8 protein-coding genes are annotated in these 14,236 nt (G+C 68.8%); 4 read left to right on the forward strand and 4 right to left on the reverse strand.

Features of this window, described 5'->3' with window-relative positions:
* Window positions 1-9: 9 nt before the first annotated feature.
* Window positions 10-540, reverse strand: a complete 531-nt coding sequence (locus CFB47_RS23705) for a hypothetical protein (RefSeq protein ID WP_089462461.1) — start codon at window positions 538-540, stop codon at window positions 10-12.
* 297 nt (window positions 541-837) lie between these two features.
* Between CFB47_RS23705 and CFB47_RS23710 the strand changes: the two genes are divergently transcribed.
* Together CFB47_RS23710 and CFB47_RS23715 are read left to right on the forward strand one after the other, a co-directional pair.
* Window positions 838-2,091 (forward strand): multidrug effflux MFS transporter, encoded by a 1,254-nt coding sequence (locus tag CFB47_RS23710; RefSeq protein ID WP_089442260.1) that lies wholly within the window; start codon window positions 838-840, stop codon window positions 2,089-2,091.
* A 21-nt stretch (window positions 2,092-2,112) separates the two neighbouring features.
* Window positions 2,113-2,634 carry a GNAT family N-acetyltransferase gene (locus CFB47_RS23715; RefSeq protein WP_089462462.1) on the forward strand — a complete coding sequence of 174 codons (522 nt, stop codon included), beginning with the start codon at window positions 2,113-2,115 and terminating at the stop codon, window positions 2,632-2,634.
* A gap of 46 nt (window positions 2,635-2,680) precedes the next feature.
* Here CFB47_RS23715 and CFB47_RS23720 read toward each other — a convergent pair whose 3' ends face one another.
* Window positions 2,681-3,370: a hypothetical protein gene (locus CFB47_RS23720; RefSeq protein WP_089458417.1), complete on the reverse strand. Its 690-nt coding sequence runs from the start codon at window positions 3,368-3,370 to the stop codon at window positions 2,681-2,683.
* Between the two features lie 214 nt (window positions 3,371-3,584).
* Here CFB47_RS23720 and CFB47_RS23725 point away from each other — a divergent pair, with 214 nt between their 5' ends.
* Both CFB47_RS23725 and CFB47_RS23730 read left to right on the forward strand, forming a co-directional pair.
* Window positions 3,585-4,949, forward strand: coding sequence for a YgcG family protein (locus tag CFB47_RS23725; RefSeq protein ID WP_179258971.1), 1,365 nt, complete (start codon window positions 3,585-3,587; stop codon window positions 4,947-4,949).
* Between the two features lie 79 nt (window positions 4,950-5,028).
* The gene (locus CFB47_RS23730) at window positions 5,029-5,661 is read left to right on the forward strand and encodes a LemA family protein (RefSeq protein ID WP_089458415.1); all 633 of its coding nucleotides are present in this window, start codon (window positions 5,029-5,031) and stop codon (window positions 5,659-5,661) included.
* 31 nt (window positions 5,662-5,692) lie between these two features.
* Here the strand turns inward: CFB47_RS23730 and pbpC are convergent, their stop codons facing one another.
* Window positions 5,693-7,948 (reverse strand): penicillin-binding protein 1C, encoded by a 2,256-nt coding sequence (gene pbpC / locus CFB47_RS23735; protein WP_089462464.1) that lies wholly within the window; start codon window positions 7,946-7,948, stop codon window positions 5,693-5,695.
* Window positions 7,949-7,958: 10 nt separating this feature from the next.
* Entirely contained in the window at window positions 7,959-14,012 is a 6,054-nt protein-coding gene (locus CFB47_RS23740; RefSeq protein ID WP_089462465.1) for an alpha-2-macroglobulin, read from the reverse strand.
* Window positions 14,013-14,236 lie beyond the last annotated feature (224 nt).

Consider the following 14,236-nt stretch of genomic DNA (forward strand, 5'->3'; position numbering starts at 1 on the left):
CGAAGCGTGTCAGGCCTTGATTTCCGGGCCGCGCGCGGCCGGGGCGGCCGGCGTTGCCGGGGCCGTCGAACGCACCGACGGCTGCGCCGGCACGATGACGAGCACCGGCTCGGGCATGGCCCACGGCGCCATCGCGAAGCCGACGGGCTGCGGCATCGGCATCGCGAACGCATTGGCGAGCGCGATGTGCTGGAGCGCCATCATCTGCTGCTGCATCGCGACCATCTGCGCCTGGGCCGCCTGCATCCGGTACTGCACGGCCTGCATGTGCCGCAACGCTGCGGCGGGCGGCAGGCCGTCCGACGACGACGTCTGCATCTCGAAGCTCGCGCCGCCTTGCGGGCTGTGCCAGCTCCACGTGCTGACCTTCATCGGGCCGACGGCCGTCTGGACGACGCGCGTTTCGGCTTTCACGGGCACGGCCTGCCCGTCGACGTTGACGAACATCGGTTGGGCGGCCGCCGCGCCGGCCTGCCCGGCCAGGGCGAACACGGGCGCCAGCGCCAGCGCGCCCGCCGCCATATACGAACGGAATCGCATCTTCGTATCTCCATCAAACGAGACTGATCGAATCAACAATGACGTGCGGCTCACGGAGTGAGCCATCCGGGACAATGCCGCCGTCGGCTTAAATCAACATTAAAACCGCCGCCGGCCGGCCCGGTCAGCGCATGTCGGGACGCTGCGCAATCGGCATTCAACCTCGTCCTCGCCAGGGGAATCCGGCTGCGTGGCGCGACAACGGGCACAATACGGGATTCGCCACGGCGCACGCGTGTTCGTCATTCGAACATCGCACGGCTGCGCCGCTGCTGCCCGACCTCCTTCCCCGTCGTCATGAACGCCACGCTCACTCCGGCGCGCGAGTCGAACTCGCCGCGTTTCCTGCTGTTCCTGATCTGCCTGTTCGCGTCCGCCGGCCAGCTCGCAATCGACATCTACGTGCCCGCGCTGCCCGACATGGCACGTTCGTTCGCCACCACGCCGCAGGCGATCCAGTCGAGCGTGTCCGGCTATATGGCGGCCTACGCGCTCGGCCAGCTGATTTTCGGGCCGGTCGCCGATGCCTACGGGCGCAAGCGCGTGCTCGCGTTCGGGCTCGTGATCTACACGATCGGCTGCCTGCTGTCGCTCGGCGCGCAGAACCTGGAGACGTTCGTGCTCGCGCGCTGCCTGCAGGGCTTCGGGATCGCGACCACCAACCTGCTCGCGAAGGCGATCATCACCGATTCGTTCTCCGGCCAGGCGCTGATGCACGCGTTCACATACATGTCGATCGCGTGGGGGCTCGCGCCGATCGTCGCACCGGTGATCGGCGCGCACCTGCAGGAATGGTTCGGCTGGCGCGCGTGCCTCGTGTTCCTGCTCGTGTACTCGCTGGTGATGTGGGCGCTGCTGTGGCGTTACCGCGAAACCTTGCCGAAGCCCGTGCATCTCGAGCCGCGCACGCTGATGGCGAACGCGGGCAAGGTGCTGGCGAGCCCGGTGTTCCAGAGCTGCTTCCTCGCACAGGGGCTGTGCTACAGCATCCTGCTCGTGTTCAACATCGTCGGGCCGTTCATGGTGCAGACCACGCTGCACAAGCCGCCGACCTTCTTCGGCTATCTCGCGCTCGGGATCGGGCTGATGTATTTCCTCGGCGGCCTGTCGAACCGGATTCACGGGCACGGATTGCCGAGCGCCGAGCAACGGCTGCGCATCGGCGCGCGCGTGATGGCCGGCGCGTCGGTCGCGATGCTGGTGCTGGCGCTGACCGTCGGGCTGCGCGTCTGGACGCTCGCGACGCCGGTGCTCGTGATGGGCTTCTGCGCGGGCGCGATGTATCCGACGCTGATGGCCAAGGGCAATTCGCTGTTTCCGCATATCGCCGGCCTGACGAGCGCGATCCTCGGATGTGCGCTGCTGCTGGTGTCGTCCGCGATGATGGGGCTGGCCGGCTTCGTGTCGATTCACGTGCTGACGCCGCTCGCGGTGTTCTTCGTCGTGCTGTCGTGCATCGTCGTGTGGATGGTCACCAAGCTGTTGCGGTACCTGTCGCAGCAGCAGGCCCAGGCCGCGCCCGTCGTGTGCGGGCGTGGGGAGGCCGCGTAAGTGCCGCCTGTCGACCGGGCCATGAGCCCGATCCTGCTGAACCGCGTCGCGCGAACCGACGCAGCCGACCTGGTCGCCGCCAATCGCGCGAGCCGGAGCCACCATCTGCCGTGGGTCGATTCGTTCACCGACCAGGCGGGTTTCGACCAGTGGTTCGGCCGCTGCCTGACGGGGCCGAACGTCGGCCTCGTCGCGCGCGAACGCACGTCCGGGGCGGTGGTCGGCGTGGTGAACCTCAACGAGATCGTCGGCGGCGTGTTCCAGAGCGCATACCTCGGGTACTACGGGATGGTGGAATTCAGCCGTACGGGACTGATGACCGAAGCCCTGCGCGCGGCGATCGGCATCGCGTTCGGCGAACTCGGGCTGCATCGGCTCGAAGCGAACATCCAGCCCGGCAACCACGCGTCGATTGCACTGGTTCGGCGGCTCGGTTTCACGAAAGAGGGGTTTTCGCCGCGCTATCTGCGCATCGGCGGCGAATGGCGCGACCACGAACGGTGGGCGCTGCTGGCCGACGGCGAACCCGAAGCGCGCACCTGACGGCCGATACCCGATACCGGGCGATCTTCTTCCCGCCACCGGTCGCTTATAGCGGATGCGCCGCGCCGGCCTGCGTCAGCAGCGAAACGGCCGCCGCGTCCGGCATCCCGTTCGAATCGATTGCGCCGGCTTTCGCGAGTGCGGCGAGATCGCTGTCGACACCCGGTTGCCCGACCGTGAACGATGTCGTCAGGAACGCCGGCGCGGTGAGCGCCACCGAATAGCGCTGCTGCAGATTCGTTACCACGGCCGATTGCGCGGCCTGGACGGTGTTCGCGCTGTTCATCGCCTGCTGGTAGCGCGAATTCCCCTGGAAATTGCCGATCAACGTGGCCGTGTTCGTGCCGAGCTGGGCGGCGAGATAGACCAGCAGCAGTTCGGTCTCGGGCGTCGTGTTGAACGTGCCGCCCGCGTATGCGAGCGAATGCAGGCTCGTGCCGCCCGACGTTACCGTGATCACGCACGGCAGCGCCGCATTGACCGTCACGTTGTAGTTGCCGCCGCCATCCGTCAGCGTTGTTGCCGACCCTGCCGCGCAACTGACCGTTACCTGCGCGCTGGCGAGCGCGCCGCCCGTCGCGGCCGTGCCGGAAAGCGCGACCGTCTGCGTGTTGTTGTTGAAGCAGGCATCCACACCGAAGCACGCATCGCCGTTGCACGCCTGAAGCGTCGTGAGGGTGGCGAGGCAGAGCGTGCCGAGCGCGGGGCGGATGGAGCGCGGAAGGCGATCGTTCATGGTGACGGGTGTCCGGAAGAAAGGGGCAGCCGGTGCGCGCCCGGGGCAGCGGCGCTGTCACGTCATTCTAGATTGCGGATCCGCGCGCTGCTTGCCGGTTTGCCGGTCCGGCCGGAAACCTTTCAGTTCCTTTCATAATTGGTTATGCTGCGGGACGATTGAAAACGACGAGAGAATGCGCCGTTCCCGATGGAGCCGGTGCGCCGTTTCCGACATGAACCTGAAACGACAGACGGGCCGGCCGTGCCCGCCGGATGGCGAGGGCGATCCGGGATCGTCGGCCGGCCCGACCCGAAACGATGCACCGCCCGCACGTGCGCACGGTACGGCCCGCCTTGGCAGCAACGCGAAATGTGCGGTGGTCGCCGTGCTGGCGGGCATCGCGCTCGTCCATGGCGCGGCTTTCGCGGCGCCGACCGACGACGATGCCGCCAACGCGGCCGGCGTGCCGATAGCCGAAGTATCGTCGGCGTGCGGGCACGTGGCCGCCGTAACGACTTATCCCGTTGCCGCCAAACCCGAATCACCACCGCGGCTACAAGGGCGCGTGACGGACACGGCCGGCGCGCTGAGCGCCGCATGCGCCGCGGAACTGACCGACCGCCTCGCCGATCTCAAGCGCCGCCTCGGCGTGCAGATGGCGGTCCTGCTGGTCGGCTCGACGGGCCAGTCGACGATCGAGCAGTTCGCGACCGACGTGTTCGACAAATGGCGTCTCGGCGAGAGCAAGATCGACAACGGCATGCTGCTCGTCGCCGCGCTGAACGACCACACCGTGCGGATCGAGGTCGGCTACGGCCTGGAAGGCGCGGTGCCGGACATCGTGGCGGGGCGGATTATCCGCGAGCGTATCGTGCCGGCTTTCCGCGAGAACCGCATCGAGGCCGGCGTCAGCGAGGCGCTCGACGCGCTGGTGCGCGAGATGACGCCGCCGGAGACGCCCGCGCAGCAGAATGACGTGGCCGGTAACCTCGACGCGAGCGGTGCGGAAAGGCGGCAGTCGAACGGGCTGCTGGAGAAGGAGCCGATCGATCACGGCAGCTTCACGTTCTGGCTCCTGCTCGCGCTCGCCAACCTCGCGCTGGGCGTCGCGGCCGAGTGGCGCAAGCTGCGCTGGCAGGTGACGGTCCCGGTCAGCTATCTCGTTGCGACGATCGTGCCGATCGTGATGCTGCCCGTAGGGGCGATCTTCGAGGGCAGCCTGGAAGCGATCCTTGGGGCGTTGATGCTCGTTCCGACGAGCATCGGCGCAGGGGCGTGCCTGCTCGGCATCGGCGTCGTTCGTTCCGCGCGCATCCGCAAATACACGGCGATCATCGGCGGGACGTTGGCGGTATTGATCGCGATCGGGCATGCGATGGGCTATTCGCCCGGTGAAGTACTGCTGACGGTTTTCTGCGTGCTGATGGTGATCGGCATCATCCTGGACAAGCTGTTCGGCTGGAGCAGCTCGTCTTCCTCGTCTTCGTCGTCAGGCTTCAAGTGGCCGTCGTCGAACTCGCGCTCGAGCTCGAGCTCCGATTCGTTCCGCGGCGGCGGCGGTTCGAGCGGTGGCGGTGGCGCATCGGGCCGCTGGTAGGTGCCACGCGACCCATCCGCGCGAATGATTCTCTTTACCCTTCGCTCCGTCCGGAGCGTTCAACCGGAAACAACCGACGATGAAATGGTTTCGAATCCTGCTCGTATGCTGCGTGCTCGCTCCGCTCGCGGGGTGCGGCTACAACGCGATCCAGTCGTCTGACGAGGATATCAATGCCGCGTGGTCCGAAGTGCTGAACCAGTACCAGCGACGGGCCGATCTCGTGCCGAACCTCGCCGCGTCGGTGAAGGGCTACGCGTCGCACGAGGAGCGCGTGCTGACCGAGGTGGCGTCGGCCCGTGCGCGCGTGGGTAGCATGCAGATGACGCCGGAGATGGCGAAGGATCCGGCCGCGCTCGCGGCGTTCGACCAGCGGCAGGGCGAGCTGTCGGGGGCGCTGAGCCGGTTGATGGTGGTGTCCGAACGCTACCCGGAACTGAAGGCGAACGAAGCGTTTCGTGATCTGCAGACGCAGCTCGAAGGTACGGAAAACCGCATCGCGGTCGCGCGCGGCCGCTACATCAAGACCGTGCAGCATTACAACGTGCAGATCCGTCAGTTCCCGGGCGTCGTGATCGCGAAGATCTTCGGCTACCAGCCGCGCCCGAATTTCGGCGTCGCGAACGAAGCGGCGATCTCGACCGCGCCGGCGCTCGATTTCTCCGCGCAGCCGCAGTCGCAGTCGCCGAAGGCGAAGGTGGCCGGCGAGTAAGGCCGGCTCACGTATTCACGTGTTCACGTGTTCAGGGCTTGCGCGCAGCCGCCTTCGCGAATGCGCCGCGCACCTCGAAGCTGATCGTATCGGCCACGTTGCCGCGCGCATCGACGAGCTCGAGCCGGTGCCGGCCCGGCCACGGCATCCACGCGACGCGATCGGCATGCCCGATCACCTTGTCGTCGAGCCGCCACGCGAACTTCGTCGCGCGTCCGGCCGAGCGCTCGAACCAGATCCGCTGGTTCTTCGGCGGAATGTCCGGATCGATCGCGAAGATCGTGCCGTCGGTTGGCGTGCCGATCGTCAGCGGCGCACGCGCACCGTCCTTGCCCGGCGTGACGGGAGCGGCGAGCCGGATCGTGTCGACCGCCGTTCCCGCGACGAACCACTCGTTGCGCGACGGTTCGATATCGCGTTCGAACGTGATGCGGCGCGTCTCGACGCCGGCCGGCGCGCGCGGCGCACGGCTCGGCTGGACGCGGTGCAGGTAGCCGACGACGGCCGACCACACCGGCGACGCACCCGTGACGCCCGATACGTCCCACATCGGCGAGCCGTCCGCATTGCCGACCCACACGCCGACCGTATAACGCGACGTGAAGCCGACGGTCCAGTTGTCGCGCATGTCCTTGCTGGTGCCGGTCTTGACCGCCGAGAAGAAGCGCGTCGCGAGCGGATTGTCGAAGCCGAACGTGCGCACGCGCGCGTTGTTGTCGGCGAGGATGTCGGTCACGACGAAGCTGGCCGCGTCGCTGAACACGCGCGTGCCGTCGGCTGCGCGGGCGGGTGGCGCGGCCGATGCGCCGGCTGCGCCGGATGCACCGGATGCCGGCGCCGGCACGTCGATGACCTTGCGCGCGACGCCGCCGTTCGCGAGCGCGCGATACGCGTTGGTCAGCGACAGCAGCGTGACGTCCGCACTGCCGAGCGCGAGACTGAAGCCGTAGTAGTCGCCTTCCTGCGCGAGCGGCAGGCCGAGCGCGGTCAGCGTGCGCGCGAAGCGGTGCGGCGTGACGAGCACGAGCGTGCGCACGGCCGGCACGTTCAGCGAGCCGCCGAGCGCGCTGCGCACGCTCACCCAGCCCTTGAAATCCTTGTCGTAGTTCTGCGGAATGTAGAGGCCGCCCCCGGCGGCGAGGTTGATCGGCGCATCGTCGAGCAGCGACGCAGCCGTCAGCCGTTTCTCGTCGATCGCCTGCGCATACAGGAACGGCTTGAGCGTCGAGCCGGCCTGGCGCGGCGCGAGCACGGCATCGACGTCGCGTGCGCCCGACAGTGCGCCGGACGATCCGACCCACGCGCGAATCTCGCCGGTCGCGTTGTCGATCACGACGACCGCGCCGTCCTGCACGTTGCGCCGGTGCGCGGGCGCGTTGAGTTCGGTCAGCGCGCGCACCAGCGTGTCGCGCGCGAAGCGCTGCAGCGGCGCGTCAAGTGTCGTGCGTATCTGCGCGCCGGCCGTTGGCCGGACCTCGGCCGCGATGCGTCGCGCGAAGTGCGGGGCGAGGGCGGCGCCGTCGTCGCGCGCGGCGCTGGCCGGGCGCGCGATGACGAGCTGCACGTAGCCGTCGAGCGACGCGCAGGCCTGCTCGGCATGCATGTCGCGCAGGATCCGGCACGCGCGCTCGGCGACTTTCGCGGAGGTTGCATTGGGGGCGCGCACGAGCGCGGCGGCGATCGCGGCTTCGCGGGCATCGAGGCCCGACGGCGCCTTGCCGAAGAGCACCTGCGACAGCGCGGCAAGGCCGATCGTCTCGCCGCGGAACGGCACGAGGTTCAGGTATGCCTCGAGCACCTGGTCCTTGCGCCAGCCGCGTTCGAGCAGCAGCGCGTTGACCGCCTGCGACGCTTTCTGCGGCAGCGAGCGCTGGCCCGAGCGGCGCGGCGAATCGCTGAGCAGCCCGGCGAGCTGCATCGTGACGGTCGACGCGCCGCGCGTGCGCTCGTTCCACAGGTTGCCCCACGCGGCGCCGGCGATGCCGCGCCAGTCGACGCCGCTGTGTTCATAAAAGCGCTTGTCTTCGGACACGACGATCGCTTCGCGAAACGCGGGCGACACGTCGGCGAGCGACACCCAGTCGCCGCGCCGTTCGGTGAGGTCGACGCGCGTACGCTGCAGCGGCGTGCCGTCGCGTGCGAGCAGCACCCAGTCGGAGCTGCGCCAGTTGCGGCGCACTTCGTCGTAGCTCGGCAGCGCATGCGCGACGAGCGGGGCGGCCAGCACGATGGCAACGAATACGCGGCCGGCGAAACGCGCCGGCCGCGGCAAACCCTGATCGATCATCGCTTGCTCGTTACTTGCCCGCTTCGGCCGCTTTCACGGTCATCGGCGGGTTCGGCCACAGGCCGTACACGGACGGCGCGTACAGCGCCTCGACACGCGTCGGCGGCAGCCCGAACGTGCCGACGTTGTTCAGCCGCACCGTGTACTCGACCGAGAATTTGCCCTTCGGCAGATAGTCGTAGTACGCGCGGTAGCCGTCGAAGTCGCGCTCGATGAACGCCGGCCACGCGCCGTCCGGCGTCTTCTCGCCCTGGGTCGCGGCTTCGGAGTCGCGGCCGAGGCCCGAACCGAGGATCGTCGAACCGGCCGGCACCGGATCGTTGACGACGACCCACGTCATGTCGCTCTGCGCATCGATGTCGAGATGCACGCGCACGACGTCGCCGCGCGTCAGCACGCCCTTGACGGCGGGCGACACGGGCGTGACGGTCTTCGTGATCCGGTAGCCGGCCGCGAACGGCGCACGCAGCGGCACCGCCGCGAGGCTTTCGATCGTGGCCCACGGGCGGCCCGTGCCGTCCTGCGTGACCGACAGCGTGGCCGGCGCCTGCGACGCGCGCGGCCACGGCAGCATCACGCTGCGGGCCGCGGTGGCGCGGGTGGCCGGGGTGGCCGATGCCGGCGTGTCGGCCGGCGTGGACGCGGGGGCCGACGCCTGCGACCACGAGATCGTGCGCGCGTCGCCGCCGAGCGCGACCTTCGTCGCGCCGGCCACCGGCGTGCTCTCGTAGGTGCGCGAGAAGCGCTCGACCGCGAGCAGGCCGAGCGCGTTCGACGTCGTGGTCTGCCATGCGCCCTGGCGCTGCAGTGCGAGCAGGCCGGCCGTCACGCGCGGCATCTCGTCCTTCCACGCCGGGTCGCCGGCGAATTCCAGCGCGAGCCGTGCCGCGTTGGTCTCGTTGCTGGTCATCAGCCACCACAGGTCGTCGTCGCGGGCGGTCGAGAACACGAGCTGCGTGCCCTGGTACGTCAGGCGTGCCCGCAGGATCTGTTCGACCTGCGCGCGCTTCTCGTCGCGTTGCGGGATGTCCTTCACGCGCGTCAGGATCGCGTGATAGTCGATCACCGCGGAAGTCGGCCACTGGTTCGGCGCGATCTCGATCGAGCCGAGCATGCGGCCCTGCGCGGCGCCGTAGCGCGACAGCGCCTCGATCGCGGCCAGCTTGCGCAGGTCGCGGTCCTGGCGCGGCGCCCACGGGTTGCGCTCGAGGCGGCCGTCGACGAAGCGCGCGAGCCCGGCCTCGAGCTGCGAGCGCAGGTCTTCCGGCAGCGCGAAGCGCGGGTCGAGACGGCTCGCCTCGTCGGACACCACGAGCAGGTACGACGACAGCGTCGCGCTGCCGGCATGCGAATCGTCGGACGACGGCGGGAAGTAGCTCGCGAGCCCGTCGCTGTCGAGATAGACGGGCATGCGTGCGATCAGCGCCTGCCATTGCGCGGGGTCGCGCAGGCCGATCGCGCGCGACGTCTGCTGTTCGAGGCAGCGGTACGGATAGCGCTCGAACCAGCGTTTCACGCCGGGCAGCCCGTCGGCGAGCTTCGACTGCAGCGACACGGCGATGCCGCCGCGCGGCAGGCCTTGCGCGTTGTTCGCGGCGCCGGCCGGGGAGGCGATCGGCACCGTCAGCGTGCCGTCGACTTGCGCGAGCGTCGCCTGCTGGACCGTGACCGGCAGCGCGGGCACGACCTTCTGCGCGACCGCCAGCGCGTCGGACGCGCGCTTGCCGCCTTGCTCGGCTGCTTCGATGCGCCAGTTCAGCGCACCGGCCGCGTCGAGCGCCTGCTCGGGCACGGTGATCGTCCACGCGACCTCGGTGGCCGTGTTGGCCGCGAGCGAGACGGTTTGCGGCGCGACGTCGAGGCCCGTCACGCGCGGCGTCACGACGACCTGCATCGCGCGGTCGGTCGTGTTGCGCAGCGTCACCTGCGCGCGGAACGCGTCGCCTTCGCGCACGAGCGGCGGCAGGCCGGAGATCAGCTGCAGATCCTGCGTGCTGCGGATCGACGTGCTGCCGGTGCCGAAGCGGTCGGGGCCGACCGCCGCGATCGCGACGATCCGGAAGCGCGTGAGCGCGTCGTTCAGCGGCACCTCGACGGTTGCGCTGCCATTGGCATCCAGCGTCACGCGCGGATTCCACAGCAGCAGCGTGTCGAACAGCTCGCGCGTCGGCGCGCTGCCGCCACCGCCGCCCGCGGGCACGGCCTTGCGGCCGAAGTGGCGGCGGCCTACGATTTCCATCTGTGCCGTGGATGTCTCGACGCCGTACGCGCGTCGCCGCAGCATCGCATCGAGCAGGTCCCAGCTGTTGTTCGGCATCAGTTCGAGCAGCGCTTCATCGACGGCCGCGACCGCGATCTGCGTGCCGGCCGGCGCGGGCTGGCCGTTCGGCAGCGTGACCTTCACGTGCGCCTGCGCCTTGCTGCGCACCGTGTAGCGCGTCGCGTCGGTCGTCACGGTCACGCCGAGGCGGTGCACGCCGGTGCCGACCTTGATTTCGCCGAGACCGTAGCGGAACGCCGGCTTCGACAGGTCGACGAACGCGGTCGGCGCTTCATAGTGACGGCCCTCGCGCCAGAACGCGCGCGCCCATTCGACCGGCGCCTTCCAGCCCCAGGTGAAAAACGAGTACCACGGCACCTCGCGAATCCGGCCGCGCAGCGCGAGCACCGACACGTAGACGTTCGGCCCCCACGATTCGCCGACCTTCAGGTCGACCGTCGGGTTCTTGCCGTTCAGCTCGACGATGTGCGTTTCCATCACGCCGCCGCGTTCGACCGCGACCAGCGCAGTCGCGTAGCGGAACGGCATGCGTACCTGGAAGCGGGCGGTTTCGCCCGGTTCGTACGCGGTTTTCTCGGGGATCACGTCGATCCGGTCGGTGTTGTCGCCGCCGAACCAGAGTTCGTCCTCGCGCGTGACCCACACCGACGTCGACGCGTTCGACGTGCGGCCGTCGCCGTCCTTGGCGACCGCGATCAGCTGCACGTTGCCGGCCTGTTCGAGCGTCGCGTCGCAGGCCATGCGGCCCTTGTCGTCGGTCTTGCCCGAGCACAGCACGCCGAGGTCGCGCGTGTCGCTCTTGTTGTCGTACGCATAGAAGCCGCCGACCATCCGCTTGCGCGACGACGTCGTGATGCGCGCGATGCCCTTGATCTCGATCGGCACGGACGCACGTGGCTTGCCTTGCAGGTCGACCGCCAGGGCCTGCACGGGCACGCGCTGGCCGACCGATACCCAGCGGCCCGCCTTGATGCCGGCCACGACGGCAGCCGGCCACAGGATCGTGTCGCCGCGAATCGTCTGCACTTCGCCGTTCGGGTCGGCGAACGTCGCTTCGAGCGCGATGCGCTTCGGCGCGTCGACGTCGGGCAGACCCTTGAGCGTGACCGAGCCCGCACCGTTGCGGTCGAGCGTCAGCGGCAGCTTGTCGGCGATCAGCTTCGTCGCGTCGGGATCGTTGTTCGACGTCGATGCGTTGTCGCCGTCCTGCGAATCGTCGTCGGCGTTGCCGTCGCTCGCTTCGGGGCGATACGGCGTGAAGCTGAAGTCCTCGAAGCGATCCGCGAACGGCGGCGACGCCCACTTCATCAGCGCCGACACCTGCACCGGCAGGTTCGATGCGCCGCCGCCCGACACGTAGTCGATCTGCACCGCGAGCGGTGCTTCCTTGACGGCGACGAGCGGGCTCTTCTGCGCGTCGCGCGCGCCGATCGAGCCCTTCAGCACGGGCAGGCGGAACGCCTCGACGCGGAAGCTGCCGCTGTAATAGGTGGCGGTCGGTGCGTCTTCCGGGCCGCCTTCGAGCTCGACGCTGTATTCGCCGAGCTTCGCGGCGGCCGGCAGCGTGAACTGCGTGTCCGCGCTGTGATCGGTTGCCCACGTGAGCGGCAGCTTGTAGGTCTGACCCGTGCCGAGATGGCGGATCGTCACGCGCGTCGGATATTGCGACGGGAACGCGAGGCTCTGCAGCGTCTCGGCCCGGATGAAATGCTTCATCGACACGGTTTCGCCGGCGCGCAGCAGCGTGCGGTCGAAGACCGTATGCGCGCGCACGGTGCGTGCGCTGTCCGTGTCGGTCGGCACGTTGAAGCGCCACGATTCGATCCCGCGGTTCCAGCCCGAGCTGACGAACGCCATGTCGGGGCCCGTCTTCGGATCGTTCACGCGGGCCGACACGAAGTAGTCGTCGAAGCGTTGTTCCGAGTCGGACGAGCTGCAGGCGCGCTTCGATTCGAACGCGCCGTCGATCTTCAGCAGGCCCTGCGCATCGGTCTTGCCGGACGCGATCTCGTCGCCGTTGCAGTCCGACACGCGGATCTGCGCGTTCGGCACGGGCTTGCCCTTGTCGAGCGTCGTGACCCACACGAGGTTGTTTTCGCGGCCCTGTTTCAGGTGCACGCCGAGGTTGGTGACGAGCACCGTGGTGCGCACGTACATGCTCGACGGCTTCGCGAGCAGCGAGCGGCCGAGCGCGGGCGACGCGAGTTCGAGCACGTAGAAGCCGGGCTTGTCGATCGGCACGCCGACGACTTCGAACGGGCGCAGCGCCTTCGGGTCCGCCTTCGGCAGCGTCAGCGCCTGCACGCCGGGCTGGCCCTTGAGCAGCGTCAGCGAGCGCACGTCGATGCGGCGATCCTTCGGCGCGGGCGCCTTCTCGCCGGCTTCGCGCGGCACGTACACGGGATGCTGGCCCTTGCGTTCGAGCAGGCCGGGAATCTGGCGGTCGATCGAGCCGGCCGTCATCGACCAGTTGTCGAAGCGGTCGACCGTGCGCATCCACTGGCGGATCGCGGTGTCGTCGTCGACCTTCAGGTTCGAGAACTGCGCGCCCTGGGTGTTGAGGCCGTCGATATGCAGGTCGGCCTCGACGTTGCGCAGCGTGACGGGCACGAGCGCGGGCGAATCGGGTTCGGCGAAGCGCTCGACGATCCCGAAGGTGCCCGACGAGAATTTCGCGAGCGGCGGCATCGGCGCGGTGCGCGTCGCGAGCGGGAACAGGTCGGCGTTCGACAGCGGCCGGTCGGTCACGTCGCGCAGGCCCGACGGCAGTTCGATCGTGAGGGCGGCCTGTTCGGGCAGCGGCGGGTTGAACGTGACGGTGGTGACTTCCTCGCTCTTGTCGTCGGCCGCGAAGGTCGGCGCGAGCGTTCCGTCAGGGCCGCGCAGCTTGATCGCCTCGGCGTTCTTGCGCGAGATCGGCGCGTTGAACGACAGCGTGAGCGGGCGCAGCGGCGTGCAGGGCGCCTTCGCATTCTCGCGTTCGCACGAGAAGCTCGCGGCGAACGGGGCCCGCACGGTGAAGTCGAAGCGGCGCTCCGTTTCGTTCGGAATGCCGCTCGGGCTCGTGACGCCCTTGCCGTACACGAGCTGCATCTTCGCGCTCGCCGGCAGCGCCTGCGCGCACGACAGCGTCAGCACGCGCGCGGCATCCTTCTTCAGCCCAAAATGATCGAGCAGTGCGTTGCGCGCATCGTCGTCGGCGGCCGTGACGGGAATGCGGTTGCCGATGCCGGCGGCTTCGCACCAGATGTTCGCGAGCGCCGAACGCGGTTCGGCCGGGCCGTTCAGCTTCAGCACGAACATCTGCCGTTCCTCGATCTCGCGCGAGCCGGGGCGCACGTTCACCGGGAACGGGCCGCCCGTCTGGAACGTGAAGCGGCGCGGGCCGCTGGCCGCGTTGCCGGCGACCGAGCGCAACGTGTCGTTGAGCGCGACCGAGCAGCGCACGCCGGGCGGCAGGTCGTTTTCGAAATCGTAAACCCAGGTCTTGTCGTCGAGCCAGTGCCCCTGGCCGCGCGCGGCGGTGGAATCGTTGCAGGTCACGCGTGCCGGATTCGGCGCGGAGGCCGAGCCGAACGCGACCATCGGTTCGTCGAACTTGACGACCGTCTGCCGGACTTCGGTGACGGTGCCTTGCGGCGACACGCTCACCGTGCGCGCCGCGCCCGCATGCAGCGACAGCGCCGTGGCGCCGCCGAGCGCCGCGATGGCGCCGATGCGCCAGAGCAGCCGGGTGGTGTGGTCGGTTCGTTTTGCGTTGTTCTGTTTGTCGTGCTGCTTCATCGCTCGATTGCCCTCGGAGGGAAGCTTTCTGTTTGATTGCACGCGATTCTAACCGACCGACCTGCGCGCGCATCGCGCTGCACAGTGTGTCGTCGGCGTGCGACACTGGTATGCGTGCCGCAGATCTGTCGCGTCAACGACACAAAAATGCAGCGAAATGTCGATTGTCTCGGATTGCGGAACATTTAATGGACTATAAAAAGATTGTTCGATCCGATTTGTGC

The organism is Burkholderia sp. AU27893 (genome assembly GCF_002223205.1).
In the GTDB taxonomy this organism is placed as follows: domain Bacteria; phylum Pseudomonadota; class Gammaproteobacteria; order Burkholderiales; family Burkholderiaceae; genus Burkholderia.

What these genes read in the sequence shown, in the direction of transcription:
- CFB47_RS23705 (WP_089462461.1), bottom strand. Translation starts at nt 540, where the DNA reads ATGCGATTCCGTTCGTATATGGCGGCGGGCGCGCTGGCGCTGGCGCCC.
- CFB47_RS23710 (WP_089442260.1), top strand. Translation starts at nt 838, where the DNA reads ATGAACGCCACGCTCACTCCGGCGCGCGAGTCGAACTCGCCGCGTTTC.
- CFB47_RS23715 (WP_089462462.1), top strand. Translation starts at nt 2,113, where the DNA reads ATGAGCCCGATCCTGCTGAACCGCGTCGCGCGAACCGACGCAGCCGAC.
- CFB47_RS23720 (WP_089458417.1), bottom strand. Translation starts at nt 3,370, where the DNA reads ATGAACGATCGCCTTCCGCGCTCCATCCGCCCCGCGCTCGGCACGCTC.
- CFB47_RS23725 (WP_179258971.1), top strand. Translation starts at nt 3,585, where the DNA reads ATGAACCTGAAACGACAGACGGGCCGGCCGTGCCCGCCGGATGGCGAG.
- CFB47_RS23730 (WP_089458415.1), top strand. Translation starts at nt 5,029, where the DNA reads ATGAAATGGTTTCGAATCCTGCTCGTATGCTGCGTGCTCGCTCCGCTC.
- pbpC (WP_089462464.1), bottom strand. Translation starts at nt 7,948, where the DNA reads ATGATCGATCAGGGTTTGCCGCGGCCGGCGCGTTTCGCCGGCCGCGTA.
- CFB47_RS23740 (WP_089462465.1), bottom strand. Translation starts at nt 14,012, where the DNA reads ATGAAGCAGCACGACAAACAGAACAACGCAAAACGAACCGACCACACC.